The sequence below is a fragment of the Bradyrhizobium sp. AUGA SZCCT0222 genome (assembly GCF_018130205.1).
Classification (GTDB): Bacteria; Pseudomonadota; Alphaproteobacteria; order Rhizobiales; family Xanthobacteraceae; genus Bradyrhizobium.
Genome location: NZ_JAFCLX010000041.1, coordinates 43,711 through 66,186, shown reverse-complemented (window position 1 = coordinate 66,186; position 22,476 = coordinate 43,711). Strand labels below are relative to the sequence as shown.

The window sequence follows — 22,476 nt, the reverse complement described above, 5'->3', positions numbered from 1 at the left end:
TCGTGTGCAGCCTACTTAGTGCAAACCGCACACGGGACCGCGGGTGCAGCGCGCACCCGGTCTTCCCTGCGCCCTCTGTTTGAAGAGGGCGGGAAGTTTCTGGCAAACCTCGGGCGCAATGCGTCGCGAGATCGCGAAACTGCGTTTGTCGTCCCGGCGAAGGCCGGGACCCATAACCACAGGGAGCAGTTTTGCGAAAGGTGTTTGATACCGCGGCTTCATTGAGAGATCACGCGGTATGGGTCCCGGCCTGCGCCGGGACGACGGGATAATGCCGTAATATCAACGCCATAGCCCCGCCGTTAACGACGCAATGCAGCCCCCACCAACATTCCATGGCGCTTTGGCTGCGAATGGCCTAAAGGGTGCCTATCTCATTCAAATCGTTCGGGTCATCGGACCCGCGCATCCTCCAGCCGGCAGCCTCAATCGTATGGTTCGAGGCTTTATTCGGCTTTCCGGCGCAGCTGCGCCCATTAAGGTTCTGATCCCGTGACATCCCTGACCACAAGTCCGCCGCTCGCCCGAGCCCTGGCCGAGCGCAATTTCGATTCCCTGACGCCGGTGCAGACCGCCGTGCTGGCAAATGACGCCGCCGGCCGCGACCTGCTGGTGTCGGCGCAAACCGGCTCCGGCAAGACCGTCGCCTATGGCCTCGCGATATCAGCCGAACTGCTCGGCGATGCCGAGCGGTTCGAGCGGGCCGGCGCACCCCTTGCCCTGATCGTCGCACCGACGCGCGAACTTGCGCTGCAGGTCCACCGCGAACTCGCCTGGCTCTATCAATACGCCGATGCGCGCGTGGTTTCCTGCGTCGGCGGCATGGATCCGCGCCGTGAACAGCGCGAGCTTGCGGCCGGCGCCCATATCGTGGTCGGCACGCCGGGGCGGCTGTGCGATCATTTGAGGCGTAACCGGCTCGACATTTCCGAACTGAAGGCCGTCGTGCTCGACGAGGCCGACGAAATGCTCGATCTCGGTTTTCGCGAGGATATGGAGTTCATCCTCGAGACCACGCCTGAGACCCGCCGCACCCTGTTGTTCTCGGCGACCCTGCCGCGCGTCATCATCGCCCTGGCCAAGGAATATCAGCAGGAAGCGTTCCGTATCGAGGTCGGCGGCGACGAAGGCGGCCACGCCGACATCGATTACCGCGCCATCCGGATTGCGCCCGGCGATGTCGACCATGCGGTCGTCAATACCTTGCGCTTCTTCGAATCGCCGAGCGCGCTGGTATTCTGCAACACCCGCGAAGCGGTGCGGCATCTGCAGGCAACATTGTCGGAGCGCGGCTTCTCGGTGGTGGCGCTGTCCGGCGAATTGACCCAGAACGAGCGCACCCATGCGCTGCAGGCATTGCGCGACGGACGCGCCCGCGTTTGCGTTGCGACCGACGTCGCCGCACGCGGCATCGATCTGCCGAACCTCGATCTTGTCATCCACGCCGATATTCCGAACGATCCCGAAGTCATGCAGCACCGCTCCGGCCGCACCGGCCGTGCCGGCCGCAAGGGGGTTAGCGTTTTATTGGTGCCGCCGGCGCGCAAGCGCCGCGCGGAAGTGCTGCTGAACCTGGCCGGCATCGATGCGATCTGGGGCACGCCGCCGCAGGCCGATGAGATCCGCAAGCTCGACCAGGAGCGCATGCTGAAGGATGCGCTGTTCGCCGAAGAGACCACATCAGAAGATCTGATGCTGGCGCAAGCCCTGCTCGCCGAGCGCTCGGCCGAGGATATTGCCGCGGCACTGGCGCGGCTCTATCGCTCACGGCTGCCCTCGCCCGAAGACATCATCGATACCGGCGAACATCGCAGCCGGGGCCGCGAGGATCGCGGCCGCGAAAGAGATAGGGATAGTCGGGCGCCGCGCGGTGACGATCGCAACGCCAGCCCACGATCGAAGTCGAAAAAGCCGTCGGCGCGCCACGTCATGGGCGAGAACAGTGTCTGGTTCCGCGCCTCGATCGGCAGCCGCAAGAATGCCGAGGCGCGCTGGCTGTTGCCGATGATCTGCCGCCGCGGCGGCATCGACAAGACTGACATCGGCGCCATCCGCGTCATGGACACGACGACCGAGTTCGAGATTTCCGCGCGTGCCGCCGACAAATTTGTCGGCAACCTCCGCCGTCCCGACAAGGAAGACAATATTCGCATCGAGCCGCTGCCCGAGGGCCCGCAGGGCGAACCCGCGGCCGAGAAGCGTCCGCCTGCGCGCGAGCGTGAGGAGAGGGCACCGAGGCCGCACGGCAAGCCGTGGCAGGACAAGCCGCGGGAAGCAAAGCCTTGGGATAACAAGCCTCGCGAAGACAAGCCTCGCGACGAAAAACCTCGCGACGAAAAGCCCTGGAACAACAAGCCGCCCGGCGGCAAATCCCGCGACAGCAAGTCGTATAACGACAAGCCTCGCAGCGAAAAGGCGCCTGGATTCGACAAGGAAAGGCGTTACGACAAAAAGCGGCCGTTCCGGGAGAAGCCCGCTTACGCCGCCAAGCCGAAACATGCCGGCGCTGCGAAGCCCGCATTTGGGAAAAAGAAGAAGAAATTCCGCGATTGAGGAGGCGCCGGCAACCGGCCGGCGTGATTCACCCGACGCGCTCATATCCTCGTGAACAGCGGAAAGCGGAAGCTCCTTCGATTGAATTGATGACGATCGTCATATAAAAATGGCTGATGGACATCGAACGCAGGAGAGATGGATGGGAACGGCAATTGTCATCGGTGTCGGGCCTGATCAGGGTCTCGGCGCACAACTCTGCAAGCGCTTTGCCGCTGAGGGCCTCAACGTTCTGGTTGCCGGCCGCACCAGGGCGGCGCTCGACGCCGTCGTTTCCGACATCGTCGCAGCCGGCGGGCGCGCTACGGCGGTCGTAGCCGACGCCACCAGTGAGGCCGATACTATCGCGCTTTTCGACAAGGCCGGTTCCGATCTCGAACTTGCGATCTACAACGCCGGCAATAACACGGCCGGCAAGATCATCGAGATGACCGCCGATTACTTCGAGCAAAGCTGGCGCGTGGTGTGCTTCGGCGGCTTTCTGTTCGGCCGCGAGGCGGTCCGCCGCATGGTGCCGAAGGGCGCGGGCACCTTGCTGTTCACCGGCGCGAGCGCCTCGTTGCGGGGCCGCTCGGGCTACGGCGCCTTCAATTCGTCGAAGGCGGGCTTGCGCACCCTGGCGCAGGCGATGGCCAAGGAATATGCCGGCGACGGCATTCATGTCGGACATGTCGTGGTCGATGGCGCGATCGGCGGCGAAAAGATCAAGACGCGTTTCCCGGAGGCCGCCAGCCGCGAGGAACGCCTGATCAGCATCGAGGGCATCGTCGACGGCTTTTTGTTCCTGCACAAACAGCCGCCGCGCGCATGGTCGTTCGAGCTCGATGTCCGGACCATGCACGAGAAATGGTGATCGGCTTTCCCAACCGGCAATGATTGTGGCATGAGTCATTCCAGCGAATTGCCCTTCAGGAAACGACATGCCCGCCTTTCCGACCTCGACCACCGTCCTTGACTCCATCCTGTTCCGCGACGCCTTCGGCACGCCGGCGATGCGCGAGGTGTTCTCGGATTTCAGCCTGATCTCGCGCTACGCCGAAGTCGAGATCGCGCTCGCCAAGGCCGAGGCGCGCTGCGGCGTGATCCCGGCGGAAGCCGCCGAGGAAATCGCAAAGCGCACGAACGTCTCGGCGTTCGATTTCGACCTGCTGCGCAGCGAGACCGATATCGTCGGCTATCCGATTCTGCCGCTGGTGCACCAGATGGCAAAACAATGCGGCGAGGCCGGCCGTTATGTGCATTGGGGCGCGACCACGCAGGACATCATGGATACCGCCGTGGTCCTGCAGGTCCGCGCCGGGCTTGAGATCATCGAGGCTGATATCGCCGCCCTGCGCGGCATCCTCGCCGATCTCTCGAAGCGTTACCGCGATACGCCGATGGCGGGCCGCACCCATCTGCAGCAGGCGCTGCCGGTGACGTTCGGCTACAAGACCGCGATTTATCTCGCGATGTTCGATCGTCACGCCGAGCGCCTCGCGCAATTGAAGCCCCGCGTCCTTGTCGGCCAGTTCGCGGGCGCCGCCGGCACGCTGGCCTCGCTCGGCGACAAGGGGTTCGAGGTTCAAAAGGCGCTGTGCGAGGAACTCGGGCTCGGTGTGCCCGTCTCGACCTGGCATGTCGCACGCGACGGGCTGGCGGAAGTGATCAATTTCTTCGGCCTCGTCACCGGCTCGCTCGGCAAGATCGCGCTCGACATCATGATCATGGCCTCGACCGAATTTGCCGAACTCTACGAGCCGTTCGTGAAGGGCCGCGGCGCGTCCTCGACCATGCCGCAGAAACGCAACCCGATTTCATCCGAACTGATGCTGGCGGCGGCTAAGGGCGTGCGCCAGCATGCCGGTCTGATGCTGGACGCAATGGTGCAGGACTTTGAGCGCGCCACCGGGCCATGGCATGCCGAATGGATGGCGATCCCGGAAAGTTTTGTCCTCACCGCGGGCGCGCTGCATCAGGCCAAATTCGCGTTGGGCGGCCTGATCGTGGACGAGAAGAAGATGGCGGAAAATCTCGACATCAGCCGCGGGTTGATCGTCGCCGAAGCTGTCATGATGGGCCTGGCGCCCGACATCGGCCGGCAGGAGGCACACGACGTCGTCTACGACGCCTGCCGTGTCGCCAACGAAAAAGGCATGACGCTGGCGGATGCGCTGTCCGCGGACCCGCGGGTCTCCTTGCGCATCGACCGCGCGACCATCGACCGCCTGACCTCGCCGAAGAATTACCTCGGTCTCGCGCCCGAGATGGTTGATCGCGTATTGGCGGCGTCGAAGCGTTGAAGGAACCGGCCGGTTCACCTATCTCTGTAGCAACGATTGATTTGAGGGCCCGTCATGACCGCACACGAACGTAATTTTTCGACGCCGATCGATCCCGTGAAACTCGACCGCCTTGCCGAGGTCGCCGTGAAGGTCGGCCTGCAGTTGCAGCCGGGCCAGGACCTGCTTTTGACCGCGCCGTCGGTGGCGCTGCCGCTGGTTCGAAAAATCGCCGAGCATGCCTACAAGGCCGGTGCGGGCCTAGTGACGCCGTTCCTGTCCGACGAAGAGATCACGCTGTCGCGCTATCGCTACGGCCACAATGACGGGTTCGATCGCGCCGCCGGCTGGCTCTACGAGGGCATGGCGAAGGCGTTCGGCAATAACACCGCGCGGCTGGCGATCGTCGGCGACAATCCGATGCTGCTGTCGGGCGAGGATCCGACCAAGGTGGCGCGCGCCAGCAAGGCCAATTCGATGGCTTATCAGCCGGCGTTGGAAAAGATCGTCAATTTCGAAACCAACTGGAACATCATCGCCTATCCGAGCCCGGCATGGGCGAAGCAGGTATTTCCCGACGTTGCAGAAGATGTCGCGGTAGCAAAACTGGCGGACGCGATCTTCGCGGCCTCGCGCGTCGATCAGGACGGCGCGGTCGCGGCGTGGGAGAAGCACAACGCGGTGCTGCGCGAGCGCACGCAATGGCTGAACGGCCAGCGCTTCCACGCGTTGAAATATTCGGGACCGGGAACGGATCTCACGATCGGTCTCGCCGACGGCCACGAATGGGAAGGCGGCGCCTCGATGGCCAAGAACGGCATCACCTGCAATGCCAATATCCCGACCGAGGAAGTCTTCACCACGCCGCACTGCCGGCGCGTGAGCGGACATGTCGTGAGCTCAAAACCGCTGTCCTATCAGGGCACCCTGATCGACAACATCGCGGTGCGCTTCGAGGAAGGCCGCATCGTCGAGGCCAGGGCTTCGCGCGGCGAGGAAGTGCTGAAGAAGGTGCTCGATACCGATGAGGGCGCCGCGCGCCTCGGTGAAGTAGCGCTGGTGCCGCATTCCTCGCCGATCTCGAAAAGCGGATTGCTGTTCTTCAACACGCTGTTCGACGAGAACGCCGCCTCGCACATCGCGCTCGGCCAATGCTACTCGAAATGCTTCGTCGGCGGCGACAAGCTGACGCCGCAGCAGATCGCAGCACAGGGCGGCAACAAGAGCCTCATTCATATCGACTGGATGATCGGCTCGGCCGAGACCGACATCGACGGCATTCACGCCGACGGCAGCAGCGTCCCGGTATTCCGCAAGGGCGAATGGGCGTGAGCCGGTAGTCGCCTCACCTCCTTCGCTGCATGGTTACTTATTCCGTATCGCAAGGGGTACTTGGCTTGGAAGGACAACCTGGCAATTTCCATAGGTGCAATCTGGCTTCAGGAAGCATTCGAGCCAAGACCCATCACTTTGCTTACGCCACAGGATCGGGGGCTTGTTGCAGCCGTTTACGCGGGCAATCATTTCTGCTGTAGCCGGATGTGCAAGCAGCTTGGCTTTGTGAGTTTGCTTCTTTTTGGCCTTCTTCTTTTTGTTCGGACTTGCCTTTTTCGCTTTCTTTGCCATGACCTTATCCTCTCTTCTGAATCATCCAGGCCTCACGATTCATCAGCTACTGTCCCAGCGCGCTCTTGAAGCCGGTTGTGACGCCACTTATCAATTGCGACGACGTGTGAGAATTTTCGGCTATTGGAAGCAGAAAGCTGCCGCTCTGCGTTGTATCGAGAGGCCCAAACGTCACTACCAGATCGTGCTGTCGGTCTCGGCTTGCCGTCAGGAACGAGCCGCTCTGATTGACTGTCCCTCTCACCAACCTCCATGCGGGAGTCAGATTCCCGGCTGTCGTGACCTGGAATGTAATTTGGTGCGAGAGAACGTTCTTGTTGCTGACGGCTGTGATAATGCCTGTAGCAGACCCGTTAATCATCGCATCCAGCCATTCCCCGAGCTTCAAGTCGCTCTGGATAAGCAGCGAGTCTCGCGGTGGATTTGTATCTCTAATACACTTTCGATCGCGCCCGAGATAAAGTTCGGTAACTTTGTAATAGAAATTAATTTTGTCGACGCGCGTCGCGTCAGCCGTCGCCGAAAGTCCGCCGCTCAGCGAAAAGACAGAAGTGAGCGGCGAGACCGGAAGGTAGGCCCCGTTGGGACTAATACTCGATTTCTCTTCCATCCGGAGTGTAAGCGCAACCTGAGCTCCCCAATTTTTCAGAAACTGAGCATAGTAGAAGCGATTGGCCTTCGCAGTGTCGACGTCCGCGTTGATGACGTTTGTAACTGCGTCCTGCAGCTCACATCGAATGCTGATTACGATCGCCTGGACCAAGAGATTGTTCTGAGCAGCAGACCCGGCATTGGGAAAATCACGAATTTCCGGTACCAATACTCCGCAGCCCGTGAGCGTCACGACGGAAAGCAGCGTCGAAAGCGAAATGCCCTTTTTCCGCATGATAAGCCCCTGCCGTGCAATACCCCCAATATCTCATTGTATTTGTGCGCGCTGATAAACAATAATGCAATCAAAAATTGTTTCGTGGCAGTCCGTTCGTGTGGCTCGCTGTTCGAAAATACCCTGATGGCTGCCGCCAGCACTGGTGGATGCGGTTTTGACAAACGTCTGCGCAGGACGAGATGTCCAACTCAATTGCCGTCTGTGAGCCAGAGGAGCACTGTTGCAAGGCAACCGTATTCATCCAAGCTTCAATCTGTAAAAGTCCGCCGCCGTCTTCGAGAACATCGCCGTCTTCTCGGCCTCGCTGTACTGCGCGGCGAGGCGCTTGAAGGCGTTGAAGATCACCTGGTAGCTGCACTGGCCCTTGTCCGGTGGAAAATTGCTCTCGAACATGCAGCGGCTGGGTCCAAAGGCTTCGATGCACGTCTCTATATACGGGCGCCACGCGGCGGCGGCCTGTTCCGAGGTCGGCGGCTTCGGCCGCAGATGGAAGTCATAGCCGAGCAGGGCCATCGCGAGCCCGCCGAGCTTGACCACGACATTGGGACATCTGGCGATCTCCTGGATCGAGGCCTTCCAGACCGCAAAGATCTCCTCGCGCCGGCCCGCATAGCTGCCGATGCCGATCGGGCCGCCGCAATGGTCGAGCACGATCCTGGTGTCAGGGAAAGCGCGGGCAAGATCGGTGAGTTCGCCGATCTGCGGATGAAACAGCCAGCCTTCAAAACTGAGGTCGAGCGGGGCGAGACAGGCGAATCCCTTGCGGAAGGTTGCGTCGAGCAGCAGGCCCTGCGGCCGCGTCGCATACATCCCGGCGACATTGGGATCGGCATCCCACGCCGCGGAATGCCTGATGCCGCGGAAGCGGCCGTTGCCGGCGACGATCTCCGCCTCCAGCACCGGCCTGGCGTCCTCGCCGAGCAGCAGATTGACGTGGCTGACGATGCCGGCGCAGATCGCGGCCTTGCCGTATCCGCCGCTTGCGGCCATCGCGGCGACGCCGTTGGCAAACTCGACCTCGCCGACCGGGCGGAACGCCTCGGGCCCTTGCGCGCGGTACATCGAGCGGCAATCGACATAGACGGTCGCGATGATGTTGTGGCCGGATGCGATATCGGACGCCATCTCCTCGATCATGTAGCGAAGCCCGCCACGGTCCCACAAATGATGGTGCGGATCGACGATCGGGCGGTCGGGGTCGATGATTTCCTCGGTGTGCTGCGCCAGCCAGTCTTCGCGCGGATCGGCATAGAGCCCGCTCTTCGATGCGGGTGCAGTGCTGACGGCCATCGATGGTCACTCCCTGATTATTGTCGTTGCTCTCTCGTCATTGCGAGCGTAGCGAAGCAATCCATCTCTCCGCTTGCCGCACTATGGATTGCTTCGCTCCGCTCGCAATGACGGCGGTGACATTCTGGCCTTCGCCTCACACGCCGTCGAGAATGATCACCGTCGGCGTGCTGGGCAGCGTTTCCCGCGATATCTTCAGGGTTCGCTCGGTGCGCTGGTCGATCTCGAACTGCTTGCCGATCAGCCGCATGAATTCGTCGAGCGGGGTGGCGAAGCGGTGCATCGGCAGCACCACGGAGGCGCGCAGGCGCTTGGTGATCTCGGAGACGCCGTCGAGCGACATCGTAAAGGTGCCGTCGATCGGGACCATCACGATATCGAGCCGGCCGATCGCGGCGAAATGGCTGTCGTCGAGCTTGTGATGCAGATGCCCGAGATGGCCGATACAAAGCCCGGCGACCTCGAAGATGAAGATCGAGTTGCCGTCCCGGATCATCTCGCCGCCGGCGCCATCGCCGTAGTAGCGGCGGATGTCGGTGGTCACGTTGCGGATATAGACGTCCTCGACGCGCAGGCCGACCAGCGCAGGCTGCCCCTTGTCGCCCCAGCCGTGCAGCACATGCTTGATCTTGGGATCGGGAAACAGCGTGAAATGCGTCGAATGCGCCCGGTTCATGGTGACGACGTCGGGCAGCCGCCCGGTCTGGTAGTAGCCATTGAAATCGGTCCCGATCCGCACACCGCCGGGCGTGTCGATGTAATAGGTGGAATGCCCGACATAGGTGATCGCGACCTCCTCCATCTTGGCCGCGGTGCGGCGGAGGCTGACCGGCACAGCCCGCGGCGGGGTGTTGGCCATCGCCAGGCATTCGCTGCGCAGCGGCGATTGCGCGGTCGCCGGAATGATCAGCGAACCGAGGAAGGCTGTGGCAAGCGCAAGCGATCGCAGCATGGCATGACCCGTATGCGGCAACGGCCGCTGGCATACTGTATCGCCGAATTCAGCGCCCGTCATGATGTCAATCGCGCACAGCTCCTGTGCCGCATTTGCTTCACCGGCGTTAGGCGATACCGTGTCGCCGGATGCCACAACGGAGTGACGCCTTGACCGAGCAAGCCTCCACACCAAGTCAAAATGCCGCGCGCGCCCCTTCTTCGAAGCGGCTGGAGCCGCTGCGCAGCATCGATGCCGGCGTGCTCAAGACCGCCTATTACGAGGCGGGGCCGGCGGACGGGCCGGTCGTGATGTTGATGCACGGCTTTCCCTACGACATTCACGCCTATGTGGACGTGGCCCCGCAGCTTGCCGCCGAGGGGTGCCGCGTCATCGTTCCCTATCTGCGCGGCTATGGGCCGACCCGGTTTCGCGACAAGGTGACGCGGCGTTCGGGCGAGCAGGCGGCATTGGGCGCGGATTTGATGGCGCTGATGGACGCGCTCGGCATCAAGCGCGCGGTGTTCGCGGGTTATGATTGGGGCGGCCGGGCGGCCTGTGTCGGCGCGGCGCTATGGCCGGAGCGCTGCATCGGCCTGGTGTCGATCAATGGCTACAACATTCAGGATATCGCCAAGGCGATGGTGCCGGCGCGGCCGGACCGCGAGGTGGCGCTCTGGTATCAGTATTATTTCCAGCTCGAGCGTGGCCGCGCCGGCCTTGCCGCCAACCGGCGCGGCATCGCCAAACTATTATGGCAGCAATGGTCGCCGAACTGGGAGTTCGACGACGCCTGCTTCGAGCGGACGGCAGTCGCGCACGACAATCCTGACTATGTCGAGGTGGTGATCCACAGCTACCGCCATCGCTACGGCCTTGCCGAGGGTGATCCGCAATATGCCGATCTGCAGCGCCGGTTGGCGACGCAGCCCGCCATTGTGGTGCCGACCATTACGCTCGACGGCGACGGGGATGGCGTGAGCCCGGCCACCGACGGCAGCAAGAGCGCGCCGAAATTCGCCGGCCGCCGGGTTCATCGGGTGGTGCCGCGCGCCGGGCATAATCTGCCGCAGGAAGAGCCCGAGGCGTTTGCAGCGGCGGTGCTGGAATTGATCAAGGCGTAGGCCAGAGCAGCGACGTGATCGAACGGGCAAAGCTGGACCAGTGGCTGGCTACGCCGTCGCCAACCGATCGGGATGCTGACGCAGATAGACGTAAGCCGCCGGTCCCGGCGTCGATCAGACTCTCCCCTTCCCTGGACCCGAGGGAGCGCCGAGTTGCGGCGGTGGCCCGAGGTCCTCGTCGAGTGAGCTCTTCAGCAGTTTGAGCTCAATGTCCAGATTGCCGAGGTCGGGACTCTGCAAATTCCTCGCGTAATGGGTGAACGCGGCATCGAGCCGGTCGATCAGTTCAGCCGTCGCGGTGATCCGCGCCATGTCGCGCATGCCGCCCTTTTCAAGCAGCGCATAGGCCTCGGCGAGTTCGGCTGCCCGCGGCAAATAATAGGTGAGGAAGCGTCGTACCAGATCGATGCGCAACGGGTCATCCTCGACGCCCGCGAATATCTCGCGGGAAACCCGCGCCAGATGGCGGACGCGGTCGGCGACCTTGGGCGTGCCGATCGAACTCACGGCAACCTCCAGCCGCACCACCAGCGGCTCGGCGTCGGTCAGCAGTTCCCGCGCGAATTCGATTCTGCCCCGCGCGGCCCCGCTGGCATCCAGCCTCTCGAACGGTTTGCGCGGCGAAAATGCAGTCACCAGCCCGCCGCCCGCCGCCAGGCTGACAATGCAGGCGATCCAGAACGGCATGCCGGTGCCGATCGCCAGCACCGGCAGCAGCACGGCTGCCGCGGCGCCGCCCGCGATCCAGTTCATGGCTGAAAAGCCTGATAGCATTCCGTTATAGCCTCGCACCGCGCGAAATGCCGAGCGCCAGCGCGAACCGCAGGCCGGCAAGGCAAGGTCGCATCGCGGACTTCATGTCGTCGACTTGGACATCGCTGACTTCAACTCGTCGGTCAGTTGCGCCATTCGCTGCTCGATCTCGGCGCGTTTCTTGCGGCCTTCCGCCTGGACGTTGAGGACGCCCGAAATCGTGTCGACCAGATCGCTATTGGTTTTCTCCAGCGTCGCGATATCGATGATGCCGCGCTGGGATTGCTTTTCGATCTCGATCGCCTGGGTCTTCATCATCTCCGAGGCCTTTTTCATCATCTCGTTGGTGGCGTCGGTGACGGTCTTCTGCAAATCGAGCGCGGACTTCTGACGGGTGAGGCCGAGCAGCAGGATCATCTTCTGCTTCCAGACCGGGATCGCGAGTTCGGTCGTCGCCTGCAGGTTCTCGATCAGGGTCTCGTCGCCGGACTGCACGATACGGATCTGCGGCAGCTGTTGAATGCCGATCTGGCGCGCCTGCTGCAGATAGAAGACGCGCTTCTCGAGCCGGTCGAGCGCCTGCGCGGCATCCTGATAGGTTTGCGCCGCCAGCAAGGCGTCGCTGCCTTCGCCGGCTGCCTTCACGGCCTGTTCCAGTTCGACCAGCCGGCCACGGCGAAAGTCCTCGGCAAAGGTCTTGCCGGCGGCGATATGCGAATCGAGGTCGCCGAGCGATGCCTTGGTTTGTTCGTGCAGTTCGTCCAGCACGGCGATATCGCGCCGCAAGGTTTCCTTGTTGCGGTCGAGTTCGACGCAGACGCGGTCGATCTGGGAGGCGACGTCACCGAATTGTTCGGAGAACCGCCGCAAGCGCGATTCCATCGAGGAGAACAGGCGCGTGAAAAAGCCGCTGTCCTTGAGCGTCGCCGGATCGAGTCCACGCGCCTTGCCCAGGATGTCCGACAACAATTTGCCTGTTGTCCCAAGCTCCCGGTTCTGGGTTTGGGCGAGGATGCGGTCCGCGAACTCAACGACCGATCGCTGCGCGCGATCGCCGAAGGTAACGATGCGCGACCGATCGGAGATGTCGATCTCCGACTTGATCCGCGCGACCGCGGACGCGTCCACCATGACCGCCGGGACATTGATGGTTTCGCTCATCGCGCTTCCTCTCCTGTGTGCTCATTCCCGCCACATGGTGCCGCGGTAGTGCTCCGGCAAGATAGCCCAGCCAGCCAAACGAATCGATGACGGCGGCGTGGCCTTCCAGCCAGTCAGGCTTGCCGGAAATCTGCCCTCAACTTCAATAGGATATCGCTTTGTCGGGGTTCGGTCTGCCGCGGTTCACGGCTGAATACCGGGCGCTTCCGCATCAATCCCTTCGCGGGCTGATCTTCCACGTTCCGGCCAGCATCAGCGCGGTCATGGCGCCGCTGATGACGGCGGCTATCGGGATTGTGACGGCGAGGATCGCGGTCGCCGCCCATCCGATCGAGCAGAACGCTTCAGCAAATGTCGCGATGCGTGACGAGGTCTGGCGGCGGCGGAACTGGCTGCGTTTGGCCTGGACGCGAAACCACAGCTGGATCGCGGCCGCCGACACAGTGGCGATGACGACGAAGACGGCAGTGACCGCTGCCTGTAGGGGTGACGCAAAGGCCAGTGCAGCCACCAAGGGAGCGAAGATGACGCCGATCGCGATCATCACCACCTCGACCTTGGCCCGGATCACGCTGCCGGGTGGCATCGGAGCGGTCGCGACCAGGTCCGCGGCGTCCTCGCCTGAAATCGTCAGCCAGGCGAGACCGCCGGCGAGTTGTCCGGCCGCCATCACAATCACAGGCGTGATCAGGACGGTCGCGGCCGAGCTATCGGAGAAGCTGCGCCACAGCATCAGCGCCGGCGGCACCAGATAAAGCAATTGCATCAGGCTCTGCGACACCAGCCAGGGATCGCGCCGCAGCAGCATGAACTCCTTCCAGCGCAGCGCGGCCTGCCGCGAACCGCGACGAAACGAGGTCGCGCGAGATCCGCGACGGATCGTCGTTGCCGTTGCCGAAGCGCTGACGACGGTGCCGGCAAATTTCGGCGAGAAGACCGCCATCACGCCGCCGAGCAGCACGAGGCTGCCGGCCAGCAGAAGCGAGAGCATTTCGCCGTCACCGATCGCGGCGCGCGCCGGCCACCACAACGGACTGTCGAAATCGGGAGCGTAGGCCGCGGCGGCGTCCGACGTCAGCACCGTGAACCGCGACAGCGTGCCGTAGGAGAGGATCGCGGCGACCTGGAGTGCGATGACAAAACCCGCGCCGATGACGGCGGCGAGAATTTGCGCAGCGAGCCGCGTCCGGCTCGGGCCGATCAAACGAAACAACAATACCGTGATCGCGATCGCAACCGCCGCGGCCGACAGGCCAATGGCGATGACGACGCCAAACCCCGAGAACCACCTGATGCCGCCGACGATCATGAGGACGTCGACGAAGGGGCTCGACAACAGCAGCGCCATGGCCGTGACCGAGAGCGCGATTGCCGCGATCCGCACCGAGAAGATGTTGGTCAGCCTGACCGGCGACGACATGATCAAATCGAGGTCGGCGCGCGCATAGAACACGCGTGTCACCGATTCGATCGCCTGCGACAGCATCAGGGCCCAGGCCAGGAAGATCGTTGCTGACATGACGATCAGCGTCGGCTTGTCGAGCGGGGCTTGCAGATCGGCAAAGCGGCCGATCACCGCATAGGCCGGCAGATGCAGGAAGGCGGCGAGCACGAGCAGCCCGATCACGGCGCGTGTTCGTTTTCGCCGCGCGCCCGTCATCATGGCGAGCCATTCGCGCCACGCCAGCCGGATTTCGTGCCGGGCAAACCAGGTGAGATCAGCGGCCGAGCTCATGCGGCCGCGTCGGTGTCGACGAGTGCAATGAACATGTCTTCGAGGCTGGTGTCGTTGCGGCCGTTCTGCTGGCGCAATTCGGTGAGCGTGCCTTCGGCCACCAGCCGGCCCGCGGCGATGACGCCGATGCGGTCGGCCATCCGCTCGGCGACTTCCAGAATATGCGTCGTCATGATCACGGTGCAGCCGGCGCGGACGCGTGCCTGCAACAGTCCCTTGACGTGACGCGCGGACAGCGCGTCGAGGCCGGTGAGAGGTTCATCGAGGATGATCAGGCGGGGGTCATGGACCAATGCACCGGCCAGCGCCACCTTCTGGCGCATGCCTTTCGAAAATCCTTCGCAGCGTTCGTGCAGATGCGGCTGGAGCCCGAGCGACACCAGCAGATCCTGCGCGGAGGATTCGGCAATCGAAGCATCGACGCCCCAGAGGCCGGCAACGAATTCGAGATATTCCAGTGGCGTCAGCTTGTCATAAATCATCGGCTCGTCCGACACCCACGCCATGATCTGCTTGGCGGCGACGGGATCGGCGAGCGCATCGATGCCCAATATTGAGACCGCGCCGGCGTCGGGTCGCAGCAGGCCGGCCACCATGCGCAACGTCGTGGTCTTGCCGGCACCGTTGGGGCCGAGCAGGGCGTAGAATTCGCCGCGGTGGACGGTGAGATCGAGCGCATCGACCGCTGGGCGGTCAAAACGCTTCGTTAACCCTCGCACCTGCAGCGCTGATACATCGGGGTTCATGAGGTCGGGACGGTCCGGGTTTCATGTGTCGCCGCGAACCATGGACCCAAGAACTTTCGGTGCGGTGAATCGAAGACCCCAAATCGCGCCGATATGAACGCTTCCAAGGCTACTTTGAAGCCAACTTCCGCCCTGCGGCATTTCTGCGCAATTGTTAACGCGGGCCGCAACCAGCGCTCTGTTGACAGTCGTCGGCGCTTTGGTCTCAATGGGGACGGACATATGTGACTTTCAGCGCTTCGACACAAGAGCGCGAAGGCAGGATGCGTTAAGGCGATCCGTAGAATCGCGGGGCATCCGGGGGAGGGGAATCGATGCTGGACTTCGTTCAGCAACTGGTGAGTGGCATCGCGCTTGGCTGCGTTTACGGCTTGATCGCGCTCGGCTTCGTGCTGGTGTACAAGGCCACCGAGGTCGTCAATTTCGCCCAGGGCGATTTGATGATGCTGGGCGGTTTCTTCGCCTTCACTTTCATCGGTATGCTCGGCCTCAATTACTGGCTCGGATTCGCCGGCGCTGTGATCTGCATGGCGCTGTTTGGCATGCTGGCCGAACGCGTGGTGGTGCGTCCGATCCTCGGCTATCCCCAGTTTTCCATCATCATGGCGACCATCGGGCTCGGATATTTCCTGCGCTCCATCGCCGGCATGATCTGGGGCACCGACGATCTCAAGATCGACACCCCGTTCAGCCAGGGCGTGTTGCGGATCGGTTCGCTGGTGCTGGCCCACGACAAGCTCTCGGTGATCGCCGCGACCGTCATCCTTTGCGGGTTGCTCTATCTGTTCTTCAACCGCACCACGCTCGGCACCGCGATGCGCGCCAGTTCCGAGAACATGCTGGCTGCCTACTACATGGGCATTCCGGTCAAGCGGGTGGTGTCGATCGTCTGGGCGATCAGCGCTGCGGTCGCAACCGCCGCCGGCGTGTTGCTGGCGCCGATCACCTTCATTCATTCCAACGTCGGGCTGGTGCTGGGATTGAAGGCGTTTCCCGCCGCGGTGCTTGGCGGCTTCGGATCGATTCCAGGTGCGGTGGTCGGTGGCATCCTGATAGGCGTGATTGAGAGCATGGCCGGCTTCTATCTGCCGCAAGGCTGGAAAGACGTCGCGCCTTACCTCGTTCTCCTCGTGGTGTTGCTGCTCAAGCCCGAAGGCCTGTTCGGCGTGCACACGCGCAAGAAGGTTTAGGGGCAGATGCGTTTTCTCTTCAAGACCGACTACGAAGACGACATCCGCCTGATGCCGCACAGCGGCTATCTGGTCACCTACGGCGTGCTGCTGGCACTCTTGGCGGTCGCGCCGTTCGTGCTCTCCAGCTATATCATGAGCCAGCTGGTGTTCGTCTGCATCTACGCCACCGTCGGCGTCGGGCTGATGATCCTGACGGGCTTCACCGGGCAGGCGTCGCTGGGCCACGCCGCCTTCCTCGCCATCGGCGCCTATACGGCGGCCTTCCTGCAGCAATACAACGTCCCGTTTCCGGTATATTTCCTGGCCGCAGGCCTGCTGACCGGCGTAGTCGGCGCGCTGGTCGGGTTCCCGGCGCTGCGGCTGCAGGGCATCTATCTCGTCATTGCGACGATTTCCTTTGCCTTCATCGTCGAGGAAATCCTGGCTCGCTGGGAAAGCGTGACCCATGGCAATGAGGGCATGCGCGTCAAGACCATGCAGGTGTTCGGCATGGCGATATCGCGCGATAGCCCGACCTTCTATTTCCTTTGTCTGGGTTTCCTGATCCTGACCATCGTCGGCACCCTGAACCTCCTGCGTTCGCCGACCGGCCGCGCCTTCGTCGCGATCCGCGACAGCGAGACGGCGGCGCGCAGCATGGGCATCAACGTCTCTCTCTACAAGGTGAAGTCGTTTGCGATCAGCGCAGGGATCACCGGGTTTGCGGGCTGCCTGTTCGCGCACAAACTGTCCTTCATCAGCCCGGAAATGTTCACGCTGCTGCTCTCGATCGAGTTCATCATCGTGATCCTGATCGGCGGCTCGTTCAGTCTGCACGGCGCGGTGCTGGGCGCGATCTTCCTGGTCATGATCGATCCGCTCCTGACCTATCTGAAGGACGACTTGCCCGGCATGATCGCGGGCGTTGCCTCGACGTTTGGCGCGGGCAAGGAGAGTGCGTCTCAAATTCAGGGCAAGGCCGCCGCCATCGCTTCCGCCAACGGCCTCAAGGGCGCGATCTACGGCCTGATCATCGTGCTGTTCGTGCTGTTCGAGCCGCTCGGCCTCTACGGACGCTGGCTGAAGATAAAGCTCTTCTTCCAGCTGTTCCCGCTCTACAAGCGCGCCACTTTCAAGCGGCAGAAAATCTATGTGAAGTCGGAGCGGAACCGATGAGCTATTTCCGGGCCGAAGACCTGTCCTTGCACTTCGGTGGCCTCAAGGCGGTCGATGCCGTCAGCTTCGCGGTGGAAAAGGGCGAGATCCTCTCGATCATCGGCCCCAACGGCGCGGGGAAGAGCTCGATCTTCAATCTGATCTCGCGCATTTACCCGCCGACCTCGGGCAAGATCTATTTCGAAGATCAGGACATCACCCAGCAGCCGGCTTACGAAATCGCCGGCCTCGGCATTGCCCGCACCTTCCAGAACATCGAATTGTTCGAGAACGCGACGATGCTGAGCAATCTCCTGGTCGGCCGGCACCGCCACTCCACCACGCAGCTGTGGCAGGAGTTGCTGTTCCTGCCGAGCGTGCGCGCGCACGAAAAGGCGCATCGCCGCCGGGTCGAGCAGGTGATCGAGTTCCTCGACCTCGAAGTCTATCGCGACAAGCTGATCTCGGGGCTGCCCTACGGCGTCCGCAAGGTGATCGAGCTCGCGCGCGCGCTGTGTTCGGAGCCGAAACTGATCCTGCTGGACGAGCCGTCCTCCGGGCTGAACGTCGAGGAGACCGGCGACATGTCGTTCTGGATTCGCGACCTGAAGACCGACCTCGGCATCACCGTGCTGATGGTCGAACACGATATGTCGCTGGTGAACCGGGTGTCGGACCGGGTGATCGCGCTGAACTACGGCAAGGTGATCGCGATGGGGTCACCTTCCGAAGTGCAGCGCCATCCCGACGTCGTCGCGGCCTATCTCGGCGCATGAGGATGATGCCATGAGCGCTCCCGACATCATCCTGAAGCTCAGCAATATCGAGAGCTATTATGGGCCGATTCAGGCGATCAGGGGCATCAGCCTCGAAGTGCCGCGTGGCAAGATCGTCACACTGCTCGGCGCCAACGGCGCCGGCAAGACCACCGTTTTGAAAACCATTTCCGGCATCCTCGATCCGCAGAAGGGCTCGATCGAATTTCTGGGCAAGTCGATCCAGCGCGTGGAAGCCGACAAGATCGTGCGGCTGGGCCTAAGCCACGTGCCGGAGGGGCGCGAAGTGTTCCCGTTCCTCTCCGTGCGCGAGAACCTGATGATGGGCGCCTATCCGCGCAAGGATCGCGACGGCGTCGCCGAGGATCTTGAGCGCGTCTACGGCTATTTCCCGCGGCTGAAGGAACGCATCAATCAGCCGGCCGGACAGCTCTCCGGCGGCGAGCAGCAGATGCTGGCGATCGGGCGTGCATTGATGAACCGGCCGACGCTGTTGCTGCTGGACGAACCCTCGCTCGGGCTGTCGCCGATCCTGGTGAAGGAGATTTTCACCATCATCAAGCGCGTCAACGAGGAGCAGGGCATGTCGATCCTGCTGGTCGAGCAGAACGCCAAGGTGGCGCTGGAGACGGCGCACTATGGCTATGTGCTGGAAATCGGCCGGGTCGTCATGAACGACAGCTGCGAGCGGCTGATGCATTCAAAGGACATCCAGGAATTCTATCTCGGCGCCAAGGAAGAGGGCGCGCGCGGCGAGCGACGCTGGAAAAAGAAGAAGACATGGCGCTAAACGCCGCAGTTAAGACCTTGGCGTTCCTAGTGATTTGGAGCTAAATTCGAGCCAGCTCCGAAAACAAGACCGGCTGACAAGACCGGCGTCGGACGCAGGCGAGAGAGGGAGGAAGACGCATGGCCAGACCGGCAGTGCTGACGGTCGCCGACACGATCGCGAAGAGCTTTTTGCTGGCCGTGGAAACGCGCGGCGACCGGCCGGCGATCCGCGAAAAGACGTTCGGCATCTGGCAGCCGACCAGCTGGCGGCAGTGGCTGCAGATATCGAAGGATATCGCCTACGCCTTGCATGCCACCGGCTTCAAGGCGGGCGACGTCGCGTCGATCATCGCGAACGCGGTTCCCGAATGGGTGTATGCCGACATGGGCATCCTCTGCGCCGGCGGCGTCTCATCGGGAATCTATCCAACCGACTCGTCGGTCCAGGTCGAATACCTCATCAACGATTCCTCGACACGCGTGATCTTCGCCGAGGATGAAGAGCAGCTCGACAAGATCCTGTCCTGCCGCGAACGCTGCCCGACCCTGCAGAAGATCGTCGTGTTCGACATGGAAGGCCTCTCTGGCTTCAGCGACCCGATGGTGATGTCGCTGGCCGAATTCACCGCCCTCGGGCGCAACCACAGTCACGACGATCCGGCGCTGTGGGATACGATGATCGCAAGCCGAGGCGCGGGCGATCTGGCCATCCTCGTCTACACGTCAGGCACGACCGGTCCGCCCAAGGGCGCGATGCATTCCAACCGCAGCGTCACGCACCAGATGCGCCACGCCAACGACCTATTCCCCTCCACCGACGCCGAAGAGCGGCTGGTGTTCCTGCCGCTCTGCCATGTCGCCGAGCGGATCGGCGGCTATTACATTTCGCTGGCGCTGGGCTCGGTGATGAATTTCGCCGAAAGCCCGGAAACCGTGCCGGACAATCTGCGCGAAGTGCAGCCGACCGCGTTCCTGGCGGTGCCGCGGATCTGGGAAAAATTCTATTCCGGGATTACGATTGCACTCAAGGACGCGACGCCGTTCCAGAACTGGATGTACCGCCAGGCGCTGGGAATCGGCAATCGCGTGACCGAGAGCAAGCTCGAGGGTAAAACGCCGCCGCTGACCTTGCGGATCGCCAATCAGTTCGCCTATTGGCTGGTGTTCCGCAACATACGCCGCATGCTCGGGCTCGATCGCTGCCGTCTGGCCTTCACCGGGGCTGCGCCGATCGCGCCGGATCTGATCCGCTGGTATCTCGCGCTCGGCATCGACATGCGCGAGGTCTACGGCCAGACCGAGAATTGCGGTGTGGCCACCGTGATGCCGCCCGACCGCATGAAGCTCGGCTCAGTCGGCAAGGCCGCGCCCTGGGGCGAGGTCGCGATTTCCCCGCAAGGCGAGATCCTGATCAAGGGCGACTTCCTGTTCATGGGTTACCTCAACCAGCCGGAGAAGACCGCCGAGACCATCGACGCCAAAGGCTGGCTGCACACCGGCGACGTCGGTTCGATCGACAATGAGGGCTTCGTCAAGATCACCGACCGGATGAAGGACATCATCATCACCTCGGGCGGCAAGAACGTCACGCCGTCCGAGATCGAGAACCAGCTGAAGTTCTCACCCTACGTCTCGGACGCGGTGGTGATCGGCGACAAGCGGCCGTTCCTCACCTGTCTCATCATGATCGACCAGGAGAATGTCGAGAAATTCGCGCAGGACCACGACATTCCCTTCACCAACTACGCGAGCCTGTGCCGCGCGCCCGAGATCCAGGACCTGATCCAGCGCGAGATCGAGGCGGTCAACGTCAACTTCGCGCGGGTCGAGACCATCAAGAAATTTTTCCTGATCGAGCGTCAGTTGACGCCCGAGGATGAGGAATTGACGCCGACCATGAAATTGAAGCGCAGTTTTGTGAACAAGCGTTACGCGGCCGAGATCGGCGCCATGTACGGCGAACAGGCGGTGGCGTAACGGACGAACTTTGAGCAAAATTTGTAGAAACGGCGAAGGACAAGAAGGCCCCACCCTTCGCTCAACACGGGCCAACGAAGAGGAGACTGCAATGTCGAAATCGTCTAGGGCGTTGTGCCTTGCGGTGAGCGCCCTTGCGCTGACCCACCTGCCGGCCTACGCCCAAACCAAAATCACCAATGAAGGCATCTCGGCGTCCGAGATCGTCATCGGTACCCATCAGGATCTGTCCGGCCCCATCAAGGGCTGGGGCGTTCCGGTTTCCAACGGCATGAAGATGGCGGTTGAGGAAGTTAACGCCGCCGGCGGTATCAACGGGCGCAAGATCAAGCTGATCGTGGAGGACAGTGGCTACGACCCGAAGAAGGCGGTGCTGGCGTCGCAGAAGATGGTCGAGCGCGACAAGATCTTCGCGATGGTCGGCCCGATGGGATCGCCCACCGTGCTCGCCTCGCAGGACATTTTGCTCGAAGCGGGGGTGATGCAGCTGTTTCCGCTGACGGCGGCTGAATTCACCTTCAAGTTCGATCCGGCCAAGCCGCAGGAACGGCTGAAATTCAACAACCTGCTGCCATACGTCGAGAGCACCCGCGCGGCCGTCAAATACATGATGGAGGCAAAGAACTTCAAGAAGCCGTGCATCATGTATCAGGACGACGAGTACGGCAAGAACGTGCTCGATGGCTTCAACCAGCAACTCACCGCGATGAAGGTCACACCGGCCTCCATCACCAGCTACAAGCGCGGCGCTTCCGACTTCAGCGCGCAGGTCGCCAAGATGAAATCCGACAGCTGCGATCTGGTCGTCCTGGGCGCCGTGCTCCGCGAGCCGATCGGCACGATGAGCGAAGCCAAGAAGCTCGGATGGGATGTCACCTTCCTCGGCGCCACGCCGGTGAACGTGCTCGAAGTGCCGGCGCTCGGCAAGGAAGCGGTAGAAGGGCTCTATGCCGCTTCAGGCTTCGAAATTCCCTACGAAGACACCGCGAAGGGAAAAGTGAAGGACTGGCTCGTCAACTACAAGAAGAGCTTCGGCACCGACGCAAATACCCAGGCGATCATCGGCTACAATGCGGTAATGACGTTTGCGCATTACGTGAAACTGGCCGGCAAGGATCTGACCGGTCAGAAGCTGCTTGACGCGTTGGAGTCCGGCGACAAGTTCCAGGATATCTTCAGTTCGCCGCCGACCGTGTTCTCGAAGACCAACCATCTCGCCACCACCGTTACCCAGGTCCAGCAGGTCAAGAACGGCCGCTGGGTGCTGGTGAAGGAAGGCCTGATGTTCTAAGGCTCGCCATCCGAAGGTTCGCCTTCCAAACGACGAAGGGCTGCGCGATCACCTCGCGCAGCCCTTTTTTTGTCCCCTGCCGATGTCGATCTCTGCGTCATTGCGAGGAGCGAAGCGACGAAGCAATCCATTCTTGCTTGTTGCCTATGGATTGCTTCGCTTCGCTCGCAATGACGGCTGTAGCTGCTTCGCCTTTCCCGTGAATGAGGTCGGCTTCGGCTGAGTAGCCCCCCGTGGTGCGCTGGATGCAATCAGTCGGCCA

19 protein-coding genes are annotated in these 22,476 nt (G+C 62.3%); 11 read left to right on the top strand and 8 right to left on the bottom strand.

Annotated features, from left to right (window positions below; genetic code table 11):
* Positions 1 to 492 precede the first annotated feature (492 nt).
* The 4 genes from JQ629_RS28180 (at position 493) to JQ629_RS28165 (ending at position 6,146) form a co-directional block, all read left to right on the top strand.
* Entirely contained in the window at positions 493 to 2,553 is a 2,061-nt protein-coding gene (locus tag JQ629_RS28180; RefSeq protein WP_212415386.1) for a DEAD/DEAH box helicase, read from the top strand.
* 142 nt (positions 2,554 to 2,695) lie between these two features.
* A complete protein-coding gene (locus JQ629_RS28175) occupies positions 2,696 to 3,406 on the top strand; it encodes an SDR family NAD(P)-dependent oxidoreductase (protein WP_212415385.1) in 711 nt (236 codons plus the stop codon).
* A 67-nt stretch (positions 3,407 to 3,473) separates the two neighbouring features.
* Positions 3,474 to 4,835: a class-II fumarase/aspartase family protein gene (locus JQ629_RS28170; RefSeq protein ID WP_212415384.1), complete on the top strand. Its 1,362-nt coding sequence runs from the start codon at positions 3,474 to 3,476 to the stop codon at positions 4,833 to 4,835.
* A 54-nt stretch (positions 4,836 to 4,889) separates the two neighbouring features.
* Complete coding sequence (locus tag JQ629_RS28165; RefSeq protein WP_212415383.1) at positions 4,890 to 6,146, top strand: aminopeptidase; 1,257 nt, start codon at positions 4,890 to 4,892, stop codon at positions 6,144 to 6,146.
* A gap of 33 nt (positions 6,147 to 6,179) precedes the next feature.
* Here JQ629_RS28165 and JQ629_RS28160 read toward each other — a convergent pair whose 3' ends face one another.
* The 4 genes from JQ629_RS28160 to JQ629_RS28145 all read right to left on the bottom strand — a co-directional run bounded on the left by JQ629_RS28160 (position 6,180) and on the right by JQ629_RS28145 (position 9,571).
* Positions 6,180 to 6,440: a hypothetical protein gene (locus JQ629_RS28160; protein ID WP_212415382.1), complete on the bottom strand. Its 261-nt coding sequence runs from the start codon at positions 6,438 to 6,440 to the stop codon at positions 6,180 to 6,182.
* A 46-nt stretch (positions 6,441 to 6,486) separates the two neighbouring features.
* Positions 6,487 to 7,326, bottom strand: coding sequence for a hypothetical protein (locus JQ629_RS28155; RefSeq protein ID WP_212415381.1), 840 nt, complete (start codon positions 7,324 to 7,326; stop codon positions 6,487 to 6,489).
* Positions 7,327 to 7,566: 240 nt separating this feature from the next.
* A complete protein-coding gene (locus JQ629_RS28150; protein WP_212415380.1) occupies positions 7,567 to 8,619 on the bottom strand; it encodes an amidohydrolase family protein in 1,053 nt (350 codons plus the stop codon).
* Positions 8,620 to 8,755: 136 nt separating this feature from the next.
* A complete protein-coding gene (locus tag JQ629_RS28145) occupies positions 8,756 to 9,571 on the bottom strand; it encodes an MBL fold metallo-hydrolase (protein WP_212415379.1) in 816 nt (271 codons plus the stop codon).
* A 221-nt stretch (positions 9,572 to 9,792) separates the two neighbouring features.
* Between JQ629_RS28145 and JQ629_RS28140 the strand changes: the two genes are divergently transcribed.
* Entirely contained in the window at positions 9,793 to 10,677 is an 885-nt protein-coding gene (locus JQ629_RS28140) for an alpha/beta fold hydrolase (RefSeq protein WP_249135323.1), read from the top strand.
* A gap of 114 nt (positions 10,678 to 10,791) precedes the next feature.
* Here the strand turns inward: JQ629_RS28140 and JQ629_RS28135 are convergent, their stop codons facing one another.
* From JQ629_RS28135 to JQ629_RS28120, 4 genes are all read right to left on the bottom strand, one after another.
* Complete coding sequence (locus JQ629_RS28135; protein ID WP_249135320.1) at positions 10,792 to 11,430, bottom strand: 5-bromo-4-chloroindolyl phosphate hydrolysis family protein; 639 nt, start codon at positions 11,428 to 11,430, stop codon at positions 10,792 to 10,794.
* 102 nt (positions 11,431 to 11,532) lie between these two features.
* Positions 11,533 to 12,591 (bottom strand): toxic anion resistance protein, encoded by a 1,059-nt coding sequence (locus tag JQ629_RS28130; RefSeq protein WP_212415376.1) that lies wholly within the window; start codon positions 12,589 to 12,591, stop codon positions 11,533 to 11,535.
* Positions 12,592 to 12,802: 211 nt separating this feature from the next.
* Complete coding sequence (locus JQ629_RS28125) at positions 12,803 to 14,326, bottom strand: permease (RefSeq protein WP_212415375.1); 1,524 nt, start codon at positions 14,324 to 14,326, stop codon at positions 12,803 to 12,805.
* Positions 14,323 to 15,072 carry an ABC transporter ATP-binding protein gene (locus JQ629_RS28120; protein ID WP_211999308.1) on the bottom strand — a complete coding sequence of 250 codons (750 nt, stop codon included), beginning with the start codon at positions 15,070 to 15,072 and terminating at the stop codon, positions 14,323 to 14,325. The genes JQ629_RS28125 and JQ629_RS28120 overlap by 4 nt, the downstream gene beginning before the upstream one ends.
* Before the next feature lie 314 nt (positions 15,073 to 15,386).
* Here JQ629_RS28120 and JQ629_RS28115 point away from each other — a divergent pair, with 314 nt between their 5' ends.
* The 6 genes from JQ629_RS28115 (at position 15,387) to JQ629_RS28090 (ending at position 22,214) form a co-directional block, all read left to right on the top strand.
* On the top strand, positions 15,387 to 16,262 hold the full coding sequence (locus tag JQ629_RS28115) for a branched-chain amino acid ABC transporter permease (RefSeq protein ID WP_212415374.1): 876 nt from the start codon (positions 15,387 to 15,389) through the stop codon (positions 16,260 to 16,262).
* Between the two features lie 6 nt (positions 16,263 to 16,268).
* Positions 16,269 to 17,420, top strand: coding sequence for a branched-chain amino acid ABC transporter permease (locus tag JQ629_RS28110; RefSeq protein WP_212415373.1), 1,152 nt, complete (start codon positions 16,269 to 16,271; stop codon positions 17,418 to 17,420).
* Positions 17,417 to 18,175, top strand: coding sequence for an ABC transporter ATP-binding protein (locus tag JQ629_RS28105; RefSeq protein ID WP_212038740.1), 759 nt, complete (start codon positions 17,417 to 17,419; stop codon positions 18,173 to 18,175). The genes JQ629_RS28110 and JQ629_RS28105 overlap by 4 nt, the downstream gene beginning before the upstream one ends.
* A gap of 10 nt (positions 18,176 to 18,185) precedes the next feature.
* The gene (locus tag JQ629_RS28100; protein ID WP_211999311.1) at positions 18,186 to 18,965 is read left to right on the top strand and encodes an ABC transporter ATP-binding protein; all 780 of its coding nucleotides are present in this window, start codon (positions 18,186 to 18,188) and stop codon (positions 18,963 to 18,965) included.
* 119 nt (positions 18,966 to 19,084) lie between these two features.
* On the top strand, positions 19,085 to 20,923 hold the full coding sequence (locus JQ629_RS28095; protein WP_212415372.1) for an AMP-dependent synthetase/ligase: 1,839 nt from the start codon (positions 19,085 to 19,087) through the stop codon (positions 20,921 to 20,923).
* A gap of 91 nt (positions 20,924 to 21,014) precedes the next feature.
* Positions 21,015 to 22,214, top strand: a complete 1,200-nt coding sequence (locus JQ629_RS28090) for an ABC transporter substrate-binding protein (protein ID WP_192737016.1) — start codon at positions 21,015 to 21,017, stop codon at positions 22,212 to 22,214.
* Positions 22,215 to 22,476 lie beyond the last annotated feature (262 nt).

What these genes read in the sequence shown, in the direction of transcription:
- JQ629_RS28175 (WP_212415385.1), top strand. Translation starts at nt 2,696, where the DNA reads ATGGGAACGGCAATTGTCATCGGTGTCGGGCCTGATCAGGGTCTCGGC.
- JQ629_RS28170 (WP_212415384.1), top strand. Translation starts at nt 3,474, where the DNA reads ATGCCCGCCTTTCCGACCTCGACCACCGTCCTTGACTCCATCCTGTTC.
- JQ629_RS28165 (WP_212415383.1), top strand. Translation starts at nt 4,890, where the DNA reads ATGACCGCACACGAACGTAATTTTTCGACGCCGATCGATCCCGTGAAA.
- JQ629_RS28160 (WP_212415382.1), bottom strand. Translation starts at nt 6,440, where the DNA reads ATGGCAAAGAAAGCGAAAAAGGCAAGTCCGAACAAAAAGAAGAAGGCC.
- JQ629_RS28155 (WP_212415381.1), bottom strand. Translation starts at nt 7,326, where the DNA reads ATGCGGAAAAAGGGCATTTCGCTTTCGACGCTGCTTTCCGTCGTGACG.
- JQ629_RS28150 (WP_212415380.1), bottom strand. Translation starts at nt 8,619, where the DNA reads ATGGCCGTCAGCACTGCACCCGCATCGAAGAGCGGGCTCTATGCCGAT.
- JQ629_RS28145 (WP_212415379.1), bottom strand. Translation starts at nt 9,571, where the DNA reads ATGCTGCGATCGCTTGCGCTTGCCACAGCCTTCCTCGGTTCGCTGATC.
- JQ629_RS28135 (WP_249135320.1), bottom strand. Translation starts at nt 11,430, where the DNA reads ATGAACTGGATCGCGGGCGGCGCCGCGGCAGCCGTGCTGCTGCCGGTG.
- JQ629_RS28130 (WP_212415376.1), bottom strand. Translation starts at nt 12,591, where the DNA reads ATGAGCGAAACCATCAATGTCCCGGCGGTCATGGTGGACGCGTCCGCG.
- JQ629_RS28125 (WP_212415375.1), bottom strand. Translation starts at nt 14,326, where the DNA reads ATGAGCTCGGCCGCTGATCTCACCTGGTTTGCCCGGCACGAAATCCGG.
- JQ629_RS28120 (WP_211999308.1), bottom strand. Translation starts at nt 15,072, where the DNA reads ATGAACCCCGATGTATCAGCGCTGCAGGTGCGAGGGTTAACGAAGCGT.
- JQ629_RS28115 (WP_212415374.1), top strand. Translation starts at nt 15,387, where the DNA reads ATGCTGGACTTCGTTCAGCAACTGGTGAGTGGCATCGCGCTTGGCTGC.
- JQ629_RS28110 (WP_212415373.1), top strand. Translation starts at nt 16,269, where the DNA reads ATGCGTTTTCTCTTCAAGACCGACTACGAAGACGACATCCGCCTGATG.
- JQ629_RS28105 (WP_212038740.1), top strand. Translation starts at nt 17,417, where the DNA reads ATGAGCTATTTCCGGGCCGAAGACCTGTCCTTGCACTTCGGTGGCCTC.
- JQ629_RS28100 (WP_211999311.1), top strand. Translation starts at nt 18,186, where the DNA reads ATGAGCGCTCCCGACATCATCCTGAAGCTCAGCAATATCGAGAGCTAT.
- JQ629_RS28095 (WP_212415372.1), top strand. Translation starts at nt 19,085, where the DNA reads ATGGCCAGACCGGCAGTGCTGACGGTCGCCGACACGATCGCGAAGAGC.
- JQ629_RS28090 (WP_192737016.1), top strand. Translation starts at nt 21,015, where the DNA reads ATGTCGAAATCGTCTAGGGCGTTGTGCCTTGCGGTGAGCGCCCTTGCG.